The organism is Paenibacillus sp. FSL R7-0302 (assembly GCF_038006885.1).
In the GTDB taxonomy this organism is placed as follows: Bacteria; Bacillota; Bacilli; order Paenibacillales; family Paenibacillaceae; genus Paenibacillus_AQ.
Window position 1 is genome coordinate 948,767 of record NZ_JBBOWB010000002.1, and the last position, 19,123, is coordinate 967,889.

The window sequence follows — 19,123 nt, forward strand, 5'->3', positions numbered from 1 at the left end:
CAGGCCGGCAGGTTGAGACAGTTGTGCAAAGCGGTTATACTCAGTGGACGCAGGTTTTTCAGCATTGAACCACTGGCACTACTATATTTTCTGTTGAATGGGGGATGGCAATTGAATGACACAGCTGACGATAAGCAGTTAATTCTGCTTATTGCACAGAAAGACTCGAATGCCCTCGAACTGCTCTATGACCGGTATGAACGGGTCATCTATAGCTTTGCTTACCAGATCGTGAAGGATTCGATGGCTGCCGAGGAGGTTATGCAGGAGCTGTTCCTGCGCCTGTGGAAGAATGCAGGGCAGATTGACTTCGGCAAGGGCAAGCTGCTCACCTGGATGTTCGCAGTGACCCGCAATCTGGCGATCGATTATCTCCGCAAGCGGGACGCCAGGCTGCCGCGTCAATCCGGCGAATCCGGGAATCTGGAGCAGGTTCAGGACCATAGCGCGCTTACTGAGGATCTCGTTGAGCTGCAGATGGCGGGGGAAGAGATCAGAGAGGCGCTGCTGGGATTAAGCCGCGACCAGCAGCAGGTAATGGATATGATCTATTACCAGGGCTACACCCAGCAGGAGGTAGCGCAGCTTGCGGCTATCCCGCTGGGCACGGTCAAGGGAAGAGTCCGGCTGGCGATGAAGCAGCTTCACAAATCGTTACGGCACTGGGGAAGGAGGGATCATGCGCATGAGTGAACACAATGAGGAACTCTGTGAATTGGCCGAATTATATACGCTGGGCGCGCTGACTGCAGAAGAAATGCAGCAATTCGCTGCCCATGCGGCAGAATGCGCGGAATGCAGGGAGCTGGTGGCGGAATACCGCCAGGTACTGGACCATCTTCCGCTTGCCTCTGTGCCGGTAGACCCGCCCTCCGGCATGAAGGAGCGCATCTTGTCACGGGTGCTGGAATCCGGGAATGCGGGCGCACCGGCAGCCCGGCCGGAGACCCGCCTGCTCAATATGAAGCCTGATGCAGAGCGGGGGGCGGAGCATGAGCCAGCGAGGACTCCTGCGGCAGAGCAGGAGCAGGGCATGCCCCAGTTAAGCATCCCGGAGCCCAAGAGAACCCGCTTCTGGGGGTACCTGAGCCTTGGACTGGCTGTGGCTGTGCTGCTCCTGGTCGTCTACACCGGCCAGCTGCGCGGGAATGTGTCTGAGCTGAAGGAGCAGCTGGCCTCCGGCACCGGACCGCTCCAGGGGCTTAAGGTGAATGAGGCGGTAGCGCTTAGTCCGGCGGGAGAAGGGATTACCGCCAAGGGCACAGCAACCATTGTCGCAGACCCTGCTGGCACCCACCTGGTGCTTCAGGCAGAAGATCTGCCGGAGCTTACCGGCACCGAGGTCTATCAGGTATGGCTGATCAAAGGGGACAAGCCGGTGAATGCGGGCACCTTCATCTCGCAGGACGGGAACGGGGCACTGTATTATTCCTTTGACCCGAAGGCTTATGATACCATAGCCGTTACGCTGGAGCCGGATGGCGCGGGCGTTACCCCACGCGGGAAAATGATTCTCGCAGCGCCGATTAAGCAGGGGTAGCGGGCATTAGAATTCCACAGCGGCTGAAATCGGAAGACCAAACGTCATTAAATGACGATCAGGAGGGATTAGGTATGTCTGAGACAATGATTTCACGTGTAGAAGGTCTTGAACTGGTTCTGGAACGTGTATTCGCCGCCCCGCATGAGCTTGTATTCAAAGTGTTCTCTGAAGCTGAGCATCTGAAGCAGTGGTGGGGGCCCCGCGGCTGGATCGTTCCCTTCTGCAGTGTTGATTTTAGGCCAGGCGGCATTTGGCATTACTGTATGAAGTGTGTCGATGAGAAGCAGGGGGAATTCTTCGGAATGGAATCCTGGGGCAAAGGCATCTATCATGAAATTACCGATGGTGAGAGCTTTGTCTACACCGACTACTTCTCCGATGCCGAAGGCAATGAGACTGAGGGAATGCCGTCTACATTGGTCAGCATGATCTTTGAAGAGGCGGAGGGTGGCGGAACGAAGCTGGTCAGCCGCTCGAAATATGAGTCTGAAGAAGCGCTCCGCACTGTTATGGATATGGGGATGATTCAGGGAATTACCGAAACCTGGGACCGTCTCGGGGAGCATCTGCAGTCCATTCAGTAGAGCTTTGCCGGAATAGAAGTTGAACGTTCATAGAGAGGTTGTCTTGATGCCGGATGCCCGGCCGAGGCGGCCTCTTTTTGGGATGGACTGTTATAGGTTTCACCTCAAAAAGGACTGTGTGGCCGTTTCTACTTGTGATTTTCCGGTGAATGGGTAATAGCGAATATACTGACAAGAAGCAGTCCTTCGGAATAGGGGACAGGCTTGTTTTGCAGTGTCCAATTAGGGAGGCTAAAGGCATGGAAGAGGCGTTGCTGGAACAGGTGAAGCGTTGGCATGAAGAAGATGAATATCAGCAGATTGTGGACCGTATTCTGGAGATTCCGCCGGATGCAAGAGATTATGAGTGTATCGGCCAATTAGGCAGAGCCTACAATAATCTGGGTGAATATAGGGAGGCGCTGGAGCAGCTGCTCAGCATCTCCAAGGAAGGCGAAGATGATCCGCTGTGGCAATTCCGCATAGGGTATTCTTACTATCATCTGAAGCAGTATGAGCAGGCTATTCATGCATTTGAACGTGCAGAGGAGCTGGAGCCGGGAGACGGGGATACCGCAAGAATGCTGGAGTGGAGCCGGGAAGGCGCCCGGCGTGAGGCAAGAGAGCAGGCAAGACGCGCCGAAGCGCTGGAGGCCTTGAAGGTGAATAGAGAGGGTGGCGGTAGAGACCTTGGTGCATTCCTCGACTATTGCGCGGATTTCTGGGAGGACAGTGATTATGCCTTGAAGTCTTATGTCTCTCCGCTGCCCAGTGACGAGCTGATTGCTTCTGTGGAGGAGGAGCTGGGCTATAAGCTGCCGGCCTCTTACATCGCCATGATGAAGCAGCATAACGGCGGAGTTCCACTCAATACGTGTTTTCCTGTGAATGAACCCACTTCCTGGTCAGCAGATCATGTCGCAATTTCGGGAATTGCCGGGATCGGCCGCGACAAACTCTATTCCCTCTGCGGGGAGCTGGGCAGCCGTTTCATGATTGAGGAGTGGGGCTACCCCGATATCGGCGTGGTCTTCGGCGACTGTCCTTCTGCCGGACATGATGTCATCATGCTGGATTACCGTCACTGCGGCCCGGAAGGGGAGCCTGAGGTGATTCATGTGGACCAGGAGAGCAACTATGAGATTACGTTCCTGGCCCCGGATTTTGAGACTTTCATTCGCGGGCTGGTGAATGAGGAGGTCTACGATACCTCGGAGGAGGATAAGCAGGAGGACCTGGAGAAGGTAGCGTCCGCGCCATTCTCTCCGCTGCTTCAGGAGCTGTGCGATAAGGTTACGGAAGTGGACCATATGGAAGGGATCATCCGCAAGATCTGCACCGCCATCGTAGAGGAGAAGGGCCATTTCTCTCTTCATGCGGACGAACGCTCCACCCTGATGTATGATCTGCAGTTCTGGCTCTATACCAGCGCTTACCCGAATACGGGCCGTGACCAGTATCTGGAGGTGTATTCCACAATGATCGCGTTCGGCGGTGAATTCAGCACAGGCGGATATGCCCCGGGCTTCATCACGGACTGGCTGGATGACCGGGTTAAGCAGGGAATGATCGTGGAGACTGAGGGGACGCTCCGGTTTACGGATACAGCGAAGGATCAATTGCTTGAAAAGCTGAAGGAAGCAGAAATAGCGGGAGCTGAGGATCTGAAGCCTTTTATTATCGTGGAGCAGGATAACGGCGGCAAGTCGGTCATTCTGAGCGTTGGCAATTATAAGACAGAGGTATTCGCTGCACGGGAGGAGGAGGGCTTCGAGGGCAATGGATATGATTGGGCCTCTCTGGCAGCCGTATTCCTGGAGGAAAAGATGCCTGCGCTGGCGGGTGTTGTCCAGTTCGACCCGGAGGCCGGTATGTTCTGCGCCTATTCATCTGACGGTGATGCGCTTGTCGCCTTCGCGACTGCCTTCAAGCAGGCTTGCGAGGACGATATGCTCATCCGCGATTTATTCTCGCGGGCTGAGCTGGACTAGGACGAATCAGACGGGGTTGCCTGTATATAGGCAGTCCTGTTCTTTTATAAGGGGACTAATTGGATAGCTTATCTGATTACGTGACAGCCAAATATTGTGGAATGTGGGGAAGGGTAAGGGATAGTTGTAATTGGTGACACTCGATCATTTTCAAATTCAACGTTACGGAGACGCTTGGCTTATGAATTTGTTGAAGGCTAATAAATGTGGGTCTTTATATACAAAATAAGTAGAATAAAATTCAAGGGTTACTCTAAGTAACTCTATTTTTGTTGTTAAAAGTCGAACTATGTAAAGAAATACACAAAATTGATTCGAAAGTAACTTACCATTTAAATCGCTTAATTGATAAAATTTAGTATTTAATACTCATGAAACCAAAAATGTTATCATCCATACTTATATCTGTAATTATAAATTATTTGAAGGGGAGATTTGAGAATTGAAGAAGATGAAAATTTTAGCGAGTTTAGGGTTGTCATTGGCAATTGCCTTCGTTGGTGTTAATCCTTCTGTTTATGCAGCAGAAACCAAACCAACAACTGAAGTAATTACAGAAACTAGCGATATTTATTCAAAAGAGGGGGATTTAATTGGTTCAGTAGCTAAAACACATACGGTAAAGATAATTGAGGCAACTGAAGGTTCAACTACAACAGTTACAACGACAAGAGATTTTACACTATTACCTGAATATGAAAACGTAGAGAGTTATAAGACAATTTTCCAAGATGACTCAACTACATCGGAAATATTTTATAATAACTTAAATCATAAGATTTTAGTAAATGACGAAGAATTGAATATCGAAGATTTAAATGCCGTCACTAACCCACTTATCTCACCATTACAAGATACTGGGGGCGTAACATGGCTTAGTCATTACTACAGTACAAACGATTTATCCTCTTATGTATTTACTGGCTACCAGTCAATGAATTATAATTGGATTGGGAACAATAACTCACATGGAGAACCAGAAGGCGCTCATGTGTACAAGAGTGGTGTTAAGCCAAGCAACACTTGGTTTCCAACTACTAAAAACGCAGTGGATTTGTTTAGCCATTCTTATGCAGACTTTAGACAGGCTCAATATGTAATGTACGCGGAAGCTATTGGATCAGGATGGACGGGGGCTATACTTCTTTGGTCTGGATGGGGATGGGTTGCTGCTGGTGGGGCTGTGTCAGTTCTTGCAGGTATAACTATTAATTCATTTAACACTGCTAAGAATGATATGCAGAAAGCTTACACTTATATGGTAAAACTATAAAATTTATTAGTTGGGTTTGATCTTCTATGATACTAAATATACTTATAGGAATTGGAATCATTTGGCTTGCTTACTATAGCATTTACTCAGCTTATAAAAAAGATCGCAGTGCTCAAAGTGTTTCACTTAGTCTTATAACTACCTTTACCTTATTGGCAGCCGCACTTCTTTTGGCCGATAAAAATGACAACTATTATATTTTGGTGGCCGTAAGTATCGCTATTCTGCTTCATAATATCAGCATTTTTTTTAGCAGACGAAAAAGAAAGTGAAGCTTCTTCAACAAAACCATGCTCATTGAGCATGGTTTTGTTTTTATTATCTTGAGGTTAGAGTAAAGCGCTCAGGGATAATTCTAGCCGCCTGTCCTATCAGAAGGCAGCTATTATTTTATCCAAGGTCTCCAAGGAAATATTACGGTCTCCGCGTTCAACCCCACCTATATAGCTATAGTGAAGTGATGCAGCTTCCGCCAGCTGTTCCTTGGTCCATCCTTTTGCTTTTCTAAGTTCGCGTATCCGAGCTCCTACACTTTCTGGTAAATTCTTGGGATCACCTCAGGAATACTTATGCCTCAAAAGCTCCTTTTACCTCGCTAACAATCCTCTGCAGAGTACTGATTTGCTTCACGCTCAACCCGCTGACAATAACCGCATATTCATCAAGGGCTTTCCGCTGCGCAGCTTCAGTGTCGTTAAGATCATGTAAATTGAGAAATAACTCTGCGGGCTGAATTTGTAATGCTGTTACGATCTTCTCTAAGGTATCTATAGAAAAATTACGTTCTCCACGTTCAACTGCCCCTATGTATGCATCATCCAAATTGGATAGTTCCGCTAATTGCTGTTGTGTTAATCCTTGGGCCTTCCTTATTGCGCGCATTCGGTCTCCGACCGTGTTCCGTAAATCTGTCATAGCGTAGTATTCTCAGAGGTCATGTTTCTTCTCTTCCCACTCTAAAACGGATTTTAGCAAACTAAGCGCCATTTTCTGATCTTCTGAGGGGCGCTCAACCAGTAACTCTATAATCTGACTAAGAGCATCCTTTTGTTCCATGGGTCCAATATAGCGGAACAGTTCCTCAAGCGATATGTTTAACCCTGTAACGACCTTCTCCAAGGTCTCAAGCGTGAGGTTCTTCTCTCCGCGTTCAACTTGACCCACATAATTAGTATGAAGACCGGACCGTTCTGCAAGTTGCTCTTGCGAGAGGTTCATTTCTTTGCGTAATCTTCGGATACGTTCTCCGATTCTTTTTACAAGCTCTGTTTTGGACTCGTCTGGCATCTTGGATCACCTCTTAGAAGTAGGGCTTAATTTAGTTAGTATCCTTTCTTCCAGAGATATCTAGTGTAACAATCACTTCCCGGTTTATTTTAGTGAGGGCAACTATTTCTTCAATACTCCGATCACTAATCAAAATCATATGTTCATCTAACGCCTTGCTGCGGTCACTTTCATCCTCAAAGCGAAAAATTTCTAATGCTGGAACTTGGAAGGCAGCTATTATTTTCTCTAGTGTCTCTAAAGAAATGTTACGGTCTCCCCGTTCAACACCACCTATGTAACTGTAGTGCAGCGATGCTGCCTCAGCCAGTTGCTCTTGTGTCCATCCTTTGGCCTTTCTGAGTTCACGTATCCGATTTCCTACACTTTCTGGTAAATTCATGGTATCACCTCCACTTAAGGTTAGAAGAGGTGCGCTAACCAATACAGATAACTAAACTCAAACTTAATGAGAATTAAATTGTACTTATAAGTACAATTTATATTGACCAAATATATATTCGGCTATACAATTAATTGGAAATGGATAATAAAGGAGGCCCCATCCATGCGCCCTTCTATTCTGAAACTACTTAATCCAGACATTGTCGTTGAAATGCTGGACATGGCGTATCGCTTAGAGGATTGGGACAAGATGCTGAATACGGCAGGTATTCTGTACAGCTATGCGCAGTGTATCTATGAGGAGCGGCAGTATCACAAGGCTAAAGGCCTTCCGGTACCACTTGTGGACACGCAGCGTCCGCTTGTGTATTACTTCGGGTTCAGTCACCTGATGCAGGGCATTGCCTATCAGAAGCAGCGGAAGTATGACGAGGCTAGAGAGACGATATACCGCTATGCCGAGCTTGGGTGGATGGAGGACTTGGGGGTAGAAGGGGAGGCAATTGCCGAGGAGTTCAGAGGTTTGGCTCGTGCCAACCTGTATATCGTGGAGATTTTGTCTGGCAGAACGGAGTTTCTGGAGGGGTATACTCAGTTCTTGCAGGATAATCCTGAAGAGCTGTTGCCGGGGTTAGGAACTATTGTGCAGGCTGCGGTGCAGTATAGGTTAGATGTGGACGATCTGCTGTATACGTTCGCGGAGCAGAGCGCCGGATTTGGGGACTACGAGGATGCAGGCAATCTCTCGCATTATTTCAACTATTGTTATAATTTGGCTCTCTATCATAAACGGGCAGGCAGACTGCCGGAGGCGCTGGACTGGACCATGCAATCTTTAAGGCTGGCCCACCAGTCCAGGCATGACGGTAATTTCAAGCGCTGTCTGGCGTTGTTCGAAGCACTGCGGGAAGGGGTGACAGACCAACAGGCTGGGGGGTATTATGAGTTACTACAGGAGTACCTAGGTCAAATTGTTTGAGTGCATGTGGAGTTAGGCTCAAATCTTGTTCTTCTTCTGTAAGAGAAAAATCAATCCTCCAATCAAAAATTCGCTTATCACTCCTGCTAAGACGGATTTGAGGATGCTTAGTATAATATCTATGGATGTGTCGTCAGGTGTTGAAAGTGGTATCCTTTTTTGCAAAGTGAAATTATAGGCACCTACAATTCTACCATAATTATCCTGCAAAATAACCAGACGGCAGCTATCCGGCTTCCTCAGTTATACTGGGTTTATCTCAAGCGACAAGGAGACAAGAACCAGAATGGGCGAGATCATTAGACATGATGTGAATGAGGAATATGCATACTCCGGTTTTGTAGAGGCGGGGGACTTCATTTTCCTGAGCTTCTGTGTAGGTAATGTTGGCGGAACAGTGGAGGAGCAGGTAGACGGTGCGCTGAATGATATGAGCGGCCGTCTGAGTCAGGTAGGTCTTACGCTAACAGATGTGGTGAAAGTGGACATTCTGCTGCGGGATGTGTGGGATATTCCGGTTATGGAAGAGGTGTTCAAGCGCAGATTCCAAGGCAAGTACCCTGCCCGCAAAACGATCTCCACCGAGTTCGCGCATGTGGGCGGCCCGGATGGACTTAAGGTCCAGATCGACGGTGTAGCGTACCGTCCGCGTATGTAGCGGTAATTCCAACCCCAAGAGCAGCCCTCCTGCCGGGATGAGCTGCTGTTTGGGTTGCCTAAAAGTTGCAGCGGGATACATGACTTAGGGCAGCAGTGATACCATACAATGTTCCTTCAGGATTATGACGGCTGTCCATTATGCTCCTTCGGGGCAGGGCGAAGCATGCTGCCGACCAGCCGCAGACTTTGTCTGCGGGTCATGAACCGGGAGATCTGGGCACCGAGGTAGTTGCGGAATCCCGGAACAACGTATTGCTTCCCTCTGGCCATAGCGCGCAGTGTAAGGGCTACTACACGTTCCGGTGAGTCTTTCGCGCCGCCGACTGAGGCATCCTCCGTTCCTACCACGTTGAAGAAATCCGTCTCCGTTGAGCCTGGACACAGGGTGAAGAATTGCACGCCGCGGTCACGATTCTCCCAGTAGAGGGCATCGGTGAAGGATAAGACAAAAGCTTTGGTCGCCCCGTAGACCGCCATATAAGGCAGCGGCTGAAAGCCTGCGGTAGACGATACATTGATCACAGCGCCTGCTCCTCTGTGGAGCATCCCAGGCAGGAATAGATGAGTCATATCCACTACAGCAGATACGTTCAACATGACCTCTTCATGCTGGCGCCCGCCGGAGACCTGCTCGAACAGACCGTGAGTGGCGAATCCTGCATTGTTCACCAGCAGATCGATGCTCAGGCCTAACTGCTGGCAGGTCTGATACAGCTCTCCGGCAGCACCTTGAAGCGACAGATCCTGGGGAATCACCCGGCACTGAATTCCATGGCTTCGGGTCAATTCGGCTGCGAGCGCATCCAGTTTGTCTTTGGATCTGGCTACAAGCACCAGATGGCTGCCTTTCTTGGCGAGTTGTCTGGCGAACTGTTCGCCGATTCCCGAAGAGGCCCCGGTGATTAATGACCATTTCCCTGCAATATTCATGTTTTTTGCTCCTTTTAGAATCAATGTTTTGTGATGGAAACAACGTTACCACATTCGAAAAAATATAACCCGTCTTAGCGGGCTTAAATTCGTTCTCAGCGTGATATATTTATTCGGTAACACTGTTTCTTATATGAATCATAGTAACCAAAAGAATACTGCTGTGTCAATCTGTTTTTTTCGCGTAAGGGTTCAATTGACATCCTATGTTCGAATGTTTAGAATTCCTGTTAGAACCCGGCAACCCTGTTGCTGGTCAACAACATTGATAACCGAATGAAGGTGATTCCTATCCATAACGAAGACAAGTCCTCGCCGTCCACGGGCCGTACCTTAAAAACCTATCAGGAAGCCCGTCTGCAAAATACGGAAAATCTCCGTAAGCTGGTGGTGGATGCCGCCGCAGCCATTCTGCAGGAAGAGGGGCCAGAGGCCGTTACGGTGCGTAAAGTATCGCAAAAGATGGGCTGTTCCACCAAAATTATCTATAGTTTGTTCGTCAATAAAGAGGGTTTGGCCCAGCAATTATATCTGGAGGGCTGCAGCCTGCTGGCCCGGCAGTTTGATGAGGTGCCGCCGTCCGCTAATCTGCGGCAGCATCTGCTGGAGCTAGGCGAAGCCTTCTGGCAGTTTGGACAGGAGCACAGCAGCTACTACAAGCTGATGTTCGGAGGAGCCTTTGCCGAGTTCAAGCCGGATGCGGAGAGTATGCAGGGAACGCTAACTGCCATACGCCAATTACAGGTTTTAATCATTACTGCCCAGCAGCAGGGACTTATTTCGGACCAGGAAGAGACCGGGGCACTTGTCGCCGCCATCTGGTCATCGCTGCACGGTGTAATTCACCTGTATATGGGCGGGTTCCTTGGCGATGCCGATGCCGCCCATACCGTATACAAACAAACCATGGCTATGCTGGCCCGATCCTTGTTTACCGCACCGGAGCCAGGCAGAGGAGAGAGCAAGGGATGATTGCATTAATCTTGGCTGCGGGGTATGCGACCCGCCTGTATCCGTTAACGTTAGACACACCGAAGCCGCTGCTCCCGGTTCAAGGAAGCCGGACGATTCTGGATCTGCTGGCCGCCCGTCTGGAGGTGCTGGAGGAGATCTCGGAGATTCTCATTGTGACGAATGACCGCTTTTTCAATGCTTTTGAACAGTGGCAGCAGCAGTATAAGGGTATGAAGCCGATTCGCGTTCTGAACGATGGCACTTCTTCTCCTGAGGGGCGGTTAGGCGCGATTGGCGATATCCAGTTTGTGCTGGAGCGGGAGCAGCCGCAGGAGGATCTGTTGGTTCTGGCAGGCGATAATGTGCTGGGATTCGGCCTTGAGGGGTACTTGGACTATTTTCACAAGGTGGATACCGACTGTATTCTTGTCCGTAAGGTGGATGATCCAGAAGAGTTGCGCAGTATCGGTGTGGCGGAGCTGGATGCGCAGAATCGGGTCTTGTCCCTGGAGGAAAAGCCGCAGGCGCCCCGCTCGAACATTGGCGTATTCGCGCTGTATATCTACAAACGGTCTACGCTGCCGCTGTTCTCCCGTTATCTGGCTGAGGGGGGCAACCCGGATGCGCCGACTTATTTCCCCGAGTGGCTGCATGCCCGTCAGGAGATGCGGGCCTACTATACGGAGGGCACGATAGAGGATGTCGGCACCCCGGAAGCCTATGCGCAGATGCGGGCGAGGCTGGAGGAACAGGCAGAGTGACCTGGGTTAACAATCCAAAAAACGCACGGGTACAGAGAGAATTTCTCATTCCCGTGCGTTTTATTTGGCAGAGAAAGGGTAGTAGAGCGGTTCTTGGAGATTATCTATGATTCAATACAATTGGGCCGCCGCCTCTGGAGTAAAAGCTTGAATCTCTTCCAGCCTGCCCTCACGGATTTTCTTCGCCCATGCCGGATCACCCAGAAGTGCGCGTCCAACCGCTACCAGATCGAACTCCTGGTGGTCCAGCCGCTTCAGCAGCTCCTCCATCCCTTGATGATCTGCTTCCCCGCCTTCAGCGGGATCATTGGCCATGCCTACGGAACCAACGGCAATCGTTGTCTTCCCGGTAAGCTTCTTCACCCATCCGGCGAGACCCAGCTCCGAGCCCGCGAATTCCGGGTCCCAGAACCTGCGGGTCGAGATGTGGAAGATATCCACCCCTGCCTGTACCAGCACATCCAGGAATTGCTCCAGCTGCTCCGGTGTATCCACCAGCTTCGCCGTGTAATCCGTCATCTTCCACTGGGACAACCGGATGGAAATCGGATAATCCGGTCCGACTGCAGCGCGGACGGCCTGGACAACTTCGGCTGCAAACCGGGTACGCTTCAGGAAATCGCCGCCATAGCGGTCCGTCCGCTGATTGGTTCTTTCCCAGAAGAACTGGTCAATCAACAAGCCGTGGCCGCCGGAGAGCTCTATTCCGTCGAAGCCAGCTTGCTGTGCATTCACTGCCGCATCGGCATAGGCTTGAATGACCCCCGCAATTTCTTCTTCTGTCATCGGCCCGCTTATCTTGTTCCCCTGCATGTCAAGTCCTGATGGCCCGATCGATGGTGAATCCGGGTAGGGCTGGGAACCCATGGGCCGAATCATTCCCATATGTGACAACTGCGGAAAAATGATACCGCCGGCCTCATGAACCGCTCTGACGACTTCACGCCAGCCGTTCAGAGCGGCTTCACCAAAGAGATTAGCCAGTCCCGGATCACTGCTTGCTGCCGGATGGTCAATCATACCAACGGTGATGATTAACCCCACCCCATTCTCAGCACGGCGGCGGTAATACGCTGCCATATCCTCACCCGGTACTCCCTCCGGTGAAAAAGCACGCGCCATCGGTGACATTACAATCCGGTTGGGTATAGTTAATTGTTGAACCGTGTACGGTTCAAATAAGGTCTCCAGTGAGTGGATTTGCTCCTGTTGTTTAGCCGTGGTTAACGCCTCCTGTAGGTTGAATGATTATTCTCAAAGCGGGGTATGAATGCAATAGTAACAAGCTCCAGTCCACCCTTCAACCAACAAACTGCGCAAGTTGTTGCTTAAGCTAGAAGCCGGAAAAACTGTCGTATTGGCAGATCCTATTTGTTGTGTACAGAGCACATGTTTATAATAAGAGGATTATAATCTCTTCTGAAAGGGGTGCTCCTTGGATGGCTGGCATACTTCCCCCCAATCCGAACGACCCGCGGGTGATTCGGACCCGTCAATTAATTCTGGATGCCTTCGTCCGGCAATTGAATATTATGGACTTCAACTCGATAACCGTCGGCGACATTACCAAAGCAGCTACGATTAACAGGACCACCTTTTATGCCCATTTCCAGGATAAATATGCGCTGTTCGAAGCCTTTTTGTTAGATGCCTTTACGAATATGGTCCTCCATAAAGTCGATGCCAAAGGACCGTTGACCGAGAAAACGCTTCAAGAGCTGATAGTAGCATTATGTAATTATCATGAAACCAGTCACCGCTGTTTCAAAAGATATGATTCTGTAGCTCTCTTGCTGGAGGAGAATATTAAGCTGCATCTCGAGAAACTCATCCTGCAGCTGATCTCCGGACCAGCTGCGGCTACAGATTCGAAGCCGCTTGCAACTGCCGCCACGCTGCTAAGCTGGTCCTTATATGGCGTAACCTACCGCTGGAATCTGGAGGGAAGATCAGAGTCTTCCTCCGAACTGGCGGAGCGGGTAATGCCGCTGATCACGGGCGGATTTCCCATGAGCCCCCAATGACCAAAAACGCAGAGCAGCGATTCTCCCATTTGGAGGATCGCTGCTTTGCTCACTTTTTGTGGTTTTAAGAATGAAGAAAACTGTCTTCTGCCGTAGAAAACCTGCTTTTGGGACAGCCTCGTAGCCGTTTCCGCTTGGTTACGGCTCTACCCCGTAAATGAGCGTTCCGTTATGGTAGACTGTGATCCGGTCATTGGCGGTGTAGCTGGTCAGCAGCGGCCGGAAAGAGTAATCGTTGGCCTGGCTGTAATTCGCATAGTTATCCTTGTGAATACGGAACTGGATATCTCCGGTCGAGCCGGAAGCCGCCAGACTGCCCGCCCCATCCTTGAAGGAGATTTCAGCGTAGGCATCCGCGTTCGGGACCGGGACCGCGAGCGGGACGATGGTGGTCTGGATATTATTTTTGCCGACGACGGCGTAGTCAATCTCCATGGTATGGGCGGTGCTGCCGTCCTGGGTGAACCAGTAACGGATTGTGAATTGGCTTAGCGGGACGGGGACGGTGGAAGTGCTCTTCAGCTGGAGACTGGCCCGGATGGAGCCCACGTTGTTGCCGGTCTCATCACTGCGGTAGAGCGGAGTGGCGGTTACAGGTCCTGCCCCGGGGCCGCCGGGCTCCTCAATAGGAGGGAAGGTGACCGTCTTCATGATCCGGTTCAGCATGAGCTGCTTCGGCCGGTTCCAGGTTACCCAGTCATCCTGCAGTAGACCGCCGGTATCCCCGCTGTTGGGGTTCAGTGTCCAGTAGGTCCAATAGAGATCATTCGTGCCGATGTAATCGACTAGTTTATTTTGCCACTTCCCTTCAACCGAGAGGGTGTCCACGCTGCGGCCTCCGAATTCACCCATGATTAGAGGGGCAATGTTCTCTTTGCTGATATAGCCCCAGGTCTGATCCCATATAGCAGGCAGGTTCGCCGGAAAAGCCGGATCGCTGAACCATGGCTGCTCCGCCACCCCGGGACCGTAATCATGCGGAGAATACACCACTTGATTAGGTACGGTAAGCGTTACCGGATAATTCCGCACCCCGGTAAGGTTGCCGCCCCACCAGTACTTGCTGGTGTTACCCTGGACATTCTGCTCAATCCCTTCGACGATGATCAGCCAGTGCGGATTAACCGTAAGGATGGCATTCCCTGCCCGCTGGGCCGCGAGCCGCCAGTCTGTGCTGAGATCACCGGTCCCCCAGCTTGCCGTGCCGTGAGGCTCATTATGCAGATCTGCGCCGATCACCGTAGGATTATTCGCATACCGTGCAGCCAGCATCACCCAGTCACTGATCCAGCGGGATTCAGGATAAGCGGCGGTATACCAGAGCGTCGATTGCCCGCCGGAATCGGGACGGTGCCGGTCCAGGAAGATTTGAATGCCGCGCTGGCCGGCTTTTTCAATTAAGGTATCCATAATTTCGATGGGAGTCAGACCGGCCAGGTCCGGGTTTTTGGCATAATCAATGCTGTTGGCCTGGGAAGCCGGATCGAACATTTGACTGCTGAACGGCAGGCGAATCAAGTTGTACCCTTCTGCGCGGACCTGATCGAGCACATCATCCATGGAACGCGACCATAATCCGTGCGGGGAATAGTTCGGCGTCTCGAAGCCAAACCAGTTCAGTCCGTTGAACACGGCCGGGTTCCCCTGCGAGTCTACAATCCGGCTGCCCGAGGTGTGATAAAAAAGCTTCCCTGCCCCCTCAGCCTTCACCGGCTGTCCGGCAATAGCGGCGGTACCTGCAAGCAGTGTTAGAGCCAAAAGCATTGTCCCCAATGTCCTGAAACCAAAGGTCATTCATCTTCCTCCTCGTATATGGTTCTTGATAAAGTCGAACTTTATATCATACGGGTAAAATGAAAACCTATTCATCCTGGATGGGTCTTAAATATGGAAAATTATTGAATAAAACAGGAGGGGGTTGCAGGAACGGGGGGTACTCGCCCCTGTTATATCTCTCCTTGTCCCCGCTAGTAATTATCCCAAATTGTAAGAATACCACCTAGCTTAAAAAGGGAATAATTGCTATAATTACTAATGTAAGCGATTGATAACAACGGAGCGTATACATACAGTTATAGTCTTAGCGGCTTCATCCTTAAGATTTACTGCTTAACGGTTACAGTCAGGAAACTATTTCATTCGAGAGGAGATTAGAAGAATGTTTAAAAGTAAAGCTATACAATGGGCAGCTATCGGGTCGCTTGTCGTGTCTTTATTTATGGGGTCGCTGGCTTTGGGCGGGGAGAAGGTGTTCGCCGCCGATTGCTCGGCGGGCTACGTCGCTCTAACGTATGATGACGGGCCTAATCCAAGCACCACGACGAATCTGCTGAATGCTCTGCAGCAGAATGGCCTGCGCGCCACGTTCTTCAATATCGGGCAGAATGCGCAGAACAATCCTTCGCTTGTACTGGCCCAGAAGAACGCAGGAATGTGGATCGGCAACCACTCCTGGTCGCATCCTAATCTGACACAGTTGGGCGCTTCCCAGGTCACGTCTCAGATTACGCAGACGCAGCAGACGCTGCAGTCTATTACCGGCACCGCTCCGAAGCTGTTCCGTCCGCCGTATGGGGCGACCAACGCGACTCTCAAGTCCATCGAGGCCCAGAACGGCCTTACCGAAGTGCTCTGGAACGTGGATTCCCAGGACTGGAACGGAGCGGGAACCGCCCAGATCGTGGCCGCTGTGGGCACGATGAAGAATGGGGATGTCATCTTGATGCATGACCAGTATCAGCCCACACTCCAGGCGGTTCCGCAGATTGCGCAGAATCTCAAGAACCGCAACCTGTGTTCAGGCATGATTTCTCCGACCACCGGCAGGGCGGTTGCGCCTGATGGCGGTGGCAATGGTCCTGGCCCCGCTGTAACGAAGGTAGAGGCGGAGAGCATGACCAAGGCCGGTCAATATGCCGCCAATATTAGCTCCCCTTTCTCCGGAGTTGCCTTATACGCTAATAATGATTCTGTGAAGTACACCCAGAATTTCACCAGCGGCACCCATAATTTCTCCCTGCGCGGGGCCTCCAATAACGCCAATATGGCCAGGGTGGACCTCAAGATCAGCGGGGTGACGAAGGGGACCTTTTACTACGGGGGAAGCAGCCCTGCAGTCTATACGATCAGCAATGTCAGCCATGGAACTGGCAATCAGGTGATTGAGCTGGTGGTTACCGCCGATGACGGGACTTGGGATGCTTATATTGATTATTTGGAGATTAACTAAAGCTACAAAATTGAAGGGGGTGCCCCAGCTATCGCATAGCTGACGGGCACCCCCTTATTCAAGTATAAGCCTATCGGTTTCACACGATAACTTATCCTCCAGCGTTAGCTTGCTCTTCATTCACCCGCAGGGTAATTTTGTGGAACGAGTTCTTTGAATGATTCGTAGAAGGACTTTGATGCTAAATGTGACTGAAGGCTGAGGGTATGCTTACAACCGAATACAATTGGTTGTTACAGCGGAAATATGGACCAAATATACGTGAAAAACAGCATATATTGTGCTCGCAAGCAGGCGCACGGCCTGAATATATGTGAAAAACAGCATATATCGGTGCGACCCCCTTATCCCGGAGTCCTCCATATAAAATCAGCACTTGTCGTACATATGCTCTTTATTTCGCTTTTTCTCTCGGCCAGAAGAAGCGGGAGCGGTCTTCTAGAGTCTGGACCCACTCCGCAAAGGTAGCTGGCGGCATGTTCCGAAGGCTCGTATGCATTCTGCGATTGTTGTAAAAGTCCATGTACCGGTCCACTGCTTCATAGGCCTCTTCGAACGTGTCGAAGGCCTCTTTGCGGAACAAATCCCGATCAATATTACTGTGGAACGATTCAATAAAAGCATTGAAATCCGGCGTTCGAGGCGGAATACGTTCATGGGTCATTTCCCAGCTTTCACACATGTCGCCAAACAGGTGGCTGACGAACTGTGGACCGTTGTCGGTGCGGATCACCGGGCGTGCGCTGTCAGGGGCGCAGTGTTGCTCCATGGCGCGTCCCAGCGTCTGGCAGGCGTGCTTGGCCTCACACGACGATCCTCGGTGGTAGCCGACGATAACACGGGTAAACACATCGATAATGCTCAGGACAAAGAAATGCCGGTCACGGCCCGCCACGTACCCGTACTTAATGTCCATCTGCCAGAGCTGGCCCGCCCCGGTAATGACTCGGTTCTCCGGCAGCTTCCGGGGGTGCTTAAAGCGCTTGTGGCGCTGCGGCTGCAGGATATCCAGCGCCTGACACAGCCGATAGCTTTTCTTGTGATTGAGCCTCAGCCCGTGCTGGTTCCATAAGCACTTGGCCAGAAGTTTGTATCCGTACACATGCTCTTCTCCAGTGATTAATTCCAGCAGCCATTCCTGGATTTCCTCGTCGCTAATCTTCTCTCCAGACTCGGTCAGGGAATAGCCGGGTACGGGTCTTCCGCGCCCCTGGGATACGGCCTGTGCAACCTGCTTCTTGCGTTTCTTACGGTCGTAATACGTAGACTCTGCTAGCCCCACGAGACGTAGTACCAACGCTGCGGTATTCCCCTGCTTAATGAACATGTCGGCTACCTCGATTTTTTCGGATAAGCAGGGGTTGGCTTTTTTAGCAGTTCACGTAGAATCTCGATCTCTAACTCCTTTTCGCCGAGGATCTTGACGGCCTTCTCGTATTTCTGCTCCACTTCCAGGAGGCGCTTCAGTTCCTCCACCTGCTCCTGGGGATACGGATGATCTTGTTCCCCATGGGTCTCTCGGTAGTCCCTCACCCACTGATTCACCGTCGATGGGGTCACCCCATACTTTCGGGCAACCACCGCTGCCTTAATGCCTGACAACACCTCTTGCGCAGCCTTCTCTCTTGTTCCTGTTAAGTGTCCCATACCGTTCATCCTCCTCCTATATCTAGTCTACATTTTTGTGGGGGAGGACTCCAACTTCTTTAGGGGGCTGTGGAGATATTGTGCTCGCAAGCAGGCGCATGGCCTGAATATATGTGAAAAACAGCATACATTATACTCGCAAGCAGGCATATGACCTGAGTGTATGTGAAAAACAGCATATATTGTGCTCGCGCGAAGGTAATCTTATTCATCCTTTAGGGTAATTTTGTTCTGGTTCAGTCCCGCCCTAAACCAGCCTCCGGATCTGCTCCAGATCACTGCTGCACAGCTCCTTCAGATGGGCGGTGATCTTCTCAGCGCTCCAGTCCCACCACTTCAGCTCCAGCAGCAGGGCGATGAGCTCGTCATCGAAACGCTGCCGCAGAATTCGGGCGGGATTGCCCCCGGCAATATGGTATGCGGGAACATCCTTGGTGACGGTAGCATTAGCGGCGATAATCGCCCCGTCGCCAATGGTCACGCCAGGCATAATCGTTGCATTCTGGCCGATCCAGACATCGTTGCCGATAACGGTATCGCCTTTGTAGGGCAGATCCGCCAGTTCAGGAGTGGCCTGCTCCCACCCGCCGCCCATAATGTTGAAGGGGTAGGTGGTCACGGAGCCCATCCGGTGGTTGGCGCCGTTCATAATGAACTCGGTACCCCTGGCGATGGCGCAGAACTTGCCGATAATCAGCTTGTCGCCGATGAACTCATAGTGATGGGTAACACGGCTCTCGAAGGTCACCGCCTCGTCGGGATCATCATAGTAGGAGAAGTCTCCGGCGATGATGTTGGGGCGGGTCAGCGTATTTTTGATAAAACGGACCTGTCTGATCTGGGGATTGGGATGGATTGCGTTCGGATTCGGACCAACAGGCTGCATAAGCACACACCT

At 51.0% G+C, this 19,123-nt stretch carries 20 protein-coding genes and 1 pseudogene; 11 read left to right on the forward strand and 10 right to left on the reverse strand.

Translation table 11 applies throughout. From position 1 onward, the window contains the following. The first annotated feature begins 111 nt into the window (after positions 1-111). From MKY96_RS29995 to MKY96_RS30015, 5 genes are all read left to right on the forward strand, one after another. Positions 112-693, forward strand: a complete 582-nt coding sequence (locus tag MKY96_RS29995) for an RNA polymerase sigma factor (RefSeq protein WP_076080781.1) — start codon at positions 112-114, stop codon at positions 691-693. Next, positions 686-1,540, forward strand: coding sequence for an anti-sigma factor (locus MKY96_RS30000; protein WP_340946196.1), 855 nt, complete (start codon positions 686-688; stop codon positions 1,538-1,540). The genes MKY96_RS29995 and MKY96_RS30000 overlap by 8 nt, the downstream gene beginning before the upstream one ends. Positions 1,541-1,614: 74 nt before the next feature. Then, positions 1,615-2,127, forward strand: a complete 513-nt coding sequence (locus MKY96_RS30005) for an SRPBCC domain-containing protein (RefSeq protein ID WP_340946198.1) — start codon at positions 1,615-1,617, stop codon at positions 2,125-2,127. 239 nt (positions 2,128-2,366) lie between these two features. Then, complete coding sequence (locus tag MKY96_RS30010) at positions 2,367-4,097, forward strand: Imm51 family immunity protein (protein ID WP_340946200.1); 1,731 nt, start codon at positions 2,367-2,369, stop codon at positions 4,095-4,097. 442 nt (positions 4,098-4,539) lie between these two features. After that, complete coding sequence (locus MKY96_RS30015) at positions 4,540-5,370, forward strand: hypothetical protein (RefSeq protein WP_340946201.1); 831 nt, start codon at positions 4,540-4,542, stop codon at positions 5,368-5,370. 377 nt (positions 5,371-5,747) lie between these two features. Here the strand turns inward: MKY96_RS30015 and MKY96_RS30020 are convergent. The 4 genes and pseudogenes from MKY96_RS30020 to MKY96_RS30035 form a co-directional block, all read right to left on the reverse strand. Further along, positions 5,748-5,888, reverse strand: a pseudogene (locus MKY96_RS30020) (helix-turn-helix domain-containing protein); the annotation flags it as partial. A gap of 49 nt (positions 5,889-5,937) precedes the next feature. Further along, positions 5,938-6,285 carry a helix-turn-helix domain-containing protein gene (locus MKY96_RS30025; RefSeq protein WP_340946203.1) on the reverse strand — a complete coding sequence of 116 codons (348 nt, stop codon included), beginning with the start codon at positions 6,283-6,285 and terminating at the stop codon, positions 5,938-5,940. A 12-nt stretch (positions 6,286-6,297) separates the two neighbouring features. Beyond that, entirely contained in the window at positions 6,298-6,657 is a 360-nt protein-coding gene (locus MKY96_RS30030; protein ID WP_340946205.1) for a helix-turn-helix domain-containing protein, read from the reverse strand. A 31-nt stretch (positions 6,658-6,688) separates the two neighbouring features. Then, complete coding sequence (locus MKY96_RS30035) at positions 6,689-7,039, reverse strand: helix-turn-helix domain-containing protein (protein ID WP_340946207.1); 351 nt, start codon at positions 7,037-7,039, stop codon at positions 6,689-6,691. Between the two features lie 165 nt (positions 7,040-7,204). On the opposite strand from MKY96_RS30035, the gene MKY96_RS30040 reads away from it, so the two are divergent. Together MKY96_RS30040 and MKY96_RS30045 are read left to right on the forward strand one after the other, a co-directional pair. Then, positions 7,205-8,020 (forward strand): DNA-binding protein, encoded by an 816-nt coding sequence (locus MKY96_RS30040; RefSeq protein ID WP_340946209.1) that lies wholly within the window; start codon positions 7,205-7,207, stop codon positions 8,018-8,020. 286 nt (positions 8,021-8,306) lie between these two features. Then, positions 8,307-8,678: a RidA family protein gene (locus MKY96_RS30045; protein WP_340946210.1), complete on the forward strand. Its 372-nt coding sequence runs from the start codon at positions 8,307-8,309 to the stop codon at positions 8,676-8,678. Positions 8,679-8,800: 122 nt separating this feature from the next. On the opposite strand, the gene MKY96_RS30050 is transcribed toward MKY96_RS30045, so the two are convergent. Beyond that, a complete protein-coding gene (locus MKY96_RS30050; protein WP_340946212.1) occupies positions 8,801-9,610 on the reverse strand; it encodes an SDR family NAD(P)-dependent oxidoreductase in 810 nt (269 codons plus the stop codon). 276 nt (positions 9,611-9,886) lie between these two features. On the opposite strand from MKY96_RS30050, the gene MKY96_RS30055 reads away from it, so the two are divergent. Together MKY96_RS30055 and MKY96_RS30060 are read left to right on the forward strand one after the other, a co-directional pair. Next, complete coding sequence (locus tag MKY96_RS30055; RefSeq protein WP_340946213.1) at positions 9,887-10,582, forward strand: TetR/AcrR family transcriptional regulator; 696 nt, start codon at positions 9,887-9,889, stop codon at positions 10,580-10,582. Then, complete coding sequence (locus MKY96_RS30060; protein ID WP_340946215.1) at positions 10,579-11,325, forward strand: nucleotidyltransferase family protein; 747 nt, start codon at positions 10,579-10,581, stop codon at positions 11,323-11,325. The genes MKY96_RS30055 and MKY96_RS30060 overlap by 4 nt, the downstream gene beginning before the upstream one ends. 111 nt (positions 11,326-11,436) lie before the next feature. On the opposite strand, the gene MKY96_RS30065 is transcribed toward MKY96_RS30060, so the two are convergent. Continuing rightward, entirely contained in the window at positions 11,437-12,525 is a 1,089-nt protein-coding gene (locus MKY96_RS30065; protein ID WP_340946803.1) for an NADH:flavin oxidoreductase, read from the reverse strand. Between the two features lie 239 nt (positions 12,526-12,764). On the opposite strand from MKY96_RS30065, the gene MKY96_RS30070 reads away from it, so the two are divergent. Then, positions 12,765-13,349 (forward strand): TetR/AcrR family transcriptional regulator, encoded by a 585-nt coding sequence (locus tag MKY96_RS30070; protein ID WP_340946216.1) that lies wholly within the window; start codon positions 12,765-12,767, stop codon positions 13,347-13,349. Between the two features lie 138 nt (positions 13,350-13,487). Here the strand turns inward: MKY96_RS30070 and MKY96_RS30075 are convergent, their stop codons facing one another. Further along, the gene (locus MKY96_RS30075; RefSeq protein ID WP_340946805.1) at positions 13,488-15,113 is read right to left on the reverse strand and encodes a cellulase family glycosylhydrolase; all 1,626 of its coding nucleotides are present in this window, start codon (positions 15,111-15,113) and stop codon (positions 13,488-13,490) included. A gap of 394 nt (positions 15,114-15,507) precedes the next feature. Here MKY96_RS30075 and MKY96_RS30080 point away from each other — a divergent pair, with 394 nt between their 5' ends. Continuing rightward, positions 15,508-16,578, forward strand: coding sequence for a polysaccharide deacetylase family protein (locus MKY96_RS30080; protein ID WP_340946217.1), 1,071 nt, complete (start codon positions 15,508-15,510; stop codon positions 16,576-16,578). 394 nt (positions 16,579-16,972) lie between these two features. Here MKY96_RS30080 and MKY96_RS30085 read toward each other — a convergent pair whose 3' ends face one another. The 3 genes from MKY96_RS30085 to MKY96_RS30095 form a co-directional block, all read right to left on the reverse strand. Next, positions 16,973-17,905, reverse strand: coding sequence for an IS3 family transposase (locus MKY96_RS30085; protein WP_340940700.1), 933 nt, complete (start codon positions 17,903-17,905; stop codon positions 16,973-16,975). Positions 17,906-17,910: 5 nt separating this feature from the next. Next, entirely contained in the window at positions 17,911-18,225 is a 315-nt protein-coding gene (locus MKY96_RS30090) for a helix-turn-helix domain-containing protein (protein ID WP_340940699.1), read from the reverse strand. 247 nt (positions 18,226-18,472) lie between these two features. Continuing rightward, positions 18,473-19,111, reverse strand: a complete 639-nt coding sequence (locus tag MKY96_RS30095; protein ID WP_340946806.1) for a Vat family streptogramin A O-acetyltransferase — start codon at positions 19,109-19,111, stop codon at positions 18,473-18,475. Positions 19,112-19,123 lie beyond the last annotated feature (12 nt).

Bases quoted from the DNA above. Each gene is read 5' to 3' on its own strand.
- MKY96_RS30000 (WP_340946196.1), top strand. From the start codon at position 686: ATGAGTGAACACAATGAGGAACTCTGTGAATTGGCCGAATTATATACG.
- MKY96_RS30005 (WP_340946198.1), top strand. From the start codon at position 1,615: ATGTCTGAGACAATGATTTCACGTGTAGAAGGTCTTGAACTGGTTCTG.
- MKY96_RS30010 (WP_340946200.1), top strand. From the start codon at position 2,367: ATGGAAGAGGCGTTGCTGGAACAGGTGAAGCGTTGGCATGAAGAAGAT.
- MKY96_RS30025 (WP_340946203.1), bottom strand. From the start codon at position 6,285: ATGACAGATTTACGGAACACGGTCGGAGACCGAATGCGCGCAATAAGG.
- MKY96_RS30030 (WP_340946205.1), bottom strand. From the start codon at position 6,657: ATGCCAGACGAGTCCAAAACAGAGCTTGTAAAAAGAATCGGAGAACGT.
- MKY96_RS30035 (WP_340946207.1), bottom strand. From the start codon at position 7,039: ATGAATTTACCAGAAAGTGTAGGAAATCGGATACGTGAACTCAGAAAG.
- MKY96_RS30040 (WP_340946209.1), top strand. From the start codon at position 7,205: ATGCGCCCTTCTATTCTGAAACTACTTAATCCAGACATTGTCGTTGAA.
- MKY96_RS30045 (WP_340946210.1), top strand. From the start codon at position 8,307: ATGGGCGAGATCATTAGACATGATGTGAATGAGGAATATGCATACTCC.
- MKY96_RS30050 (WP_340946212.1), bottom strand. From the start codon at position 9,610: ATGAATATTGCAGGGAAATGGTCATTAATCACCGGGGCCTCTTCGGGA.
- MKY96_RS30055 (WP_340946213.1), top strand. From the start codon at position 9,887: ATGAAGGTGATTCCTATCCATAACGAAGACAAGTCCTCGCCGTCCACG.
- MKY96_RS30060 (WP_340946215.1), top strand. From the start codon at position 10,579: ATGATTGCATTAATCTTGGCTGCGGGGTATGCGACCCGCCTGTATCCG.
- MKY96_RS30070 (WP_340946216.1), top strand. From the start codon at position 12,765: ATGGCTGGCATACTTCCCCCCAATCCGAACGACCCGCGGGTGATTCGG.
- MKY96_RS30075 (WP_340946805.1), bottom strand. From the start codon at position 15,113: ATGCTTTTGGCTCTAACACTGCTTGCAGGTACCGCCGCTATTGCCGGA.
- MKY96_RS30080 (WP_340946217.1), top strand. From the start codon at position 15,508: ATGTTTAAAAGTAAAGCTATACAATGGGCAGCTATCGGGTCGCTTGTC.
- MKY96_RS30085 (WP_340940700.1), bottom strand. From the start codon at position 17,905: ATGTTCATTAAGCAGGGGAATACCGCAGCGTTGGTACTACGTCTCGTG.
- MKY96_RS30090 (WP_340940699.1), bottom strand. From the start codon at position 18,225: ATGGGACACTTAACAGGAACAAGAGAGAAGGCTGCGCAAGAGGTGTTG.
- MKY96_RS30095 (WP_340946806.1), bottom strand. From the start codon at position 19,111: ATGCAGCCTGTTGGTCCGAATCCGAACGCAATCCATCCCAATCCCCAG.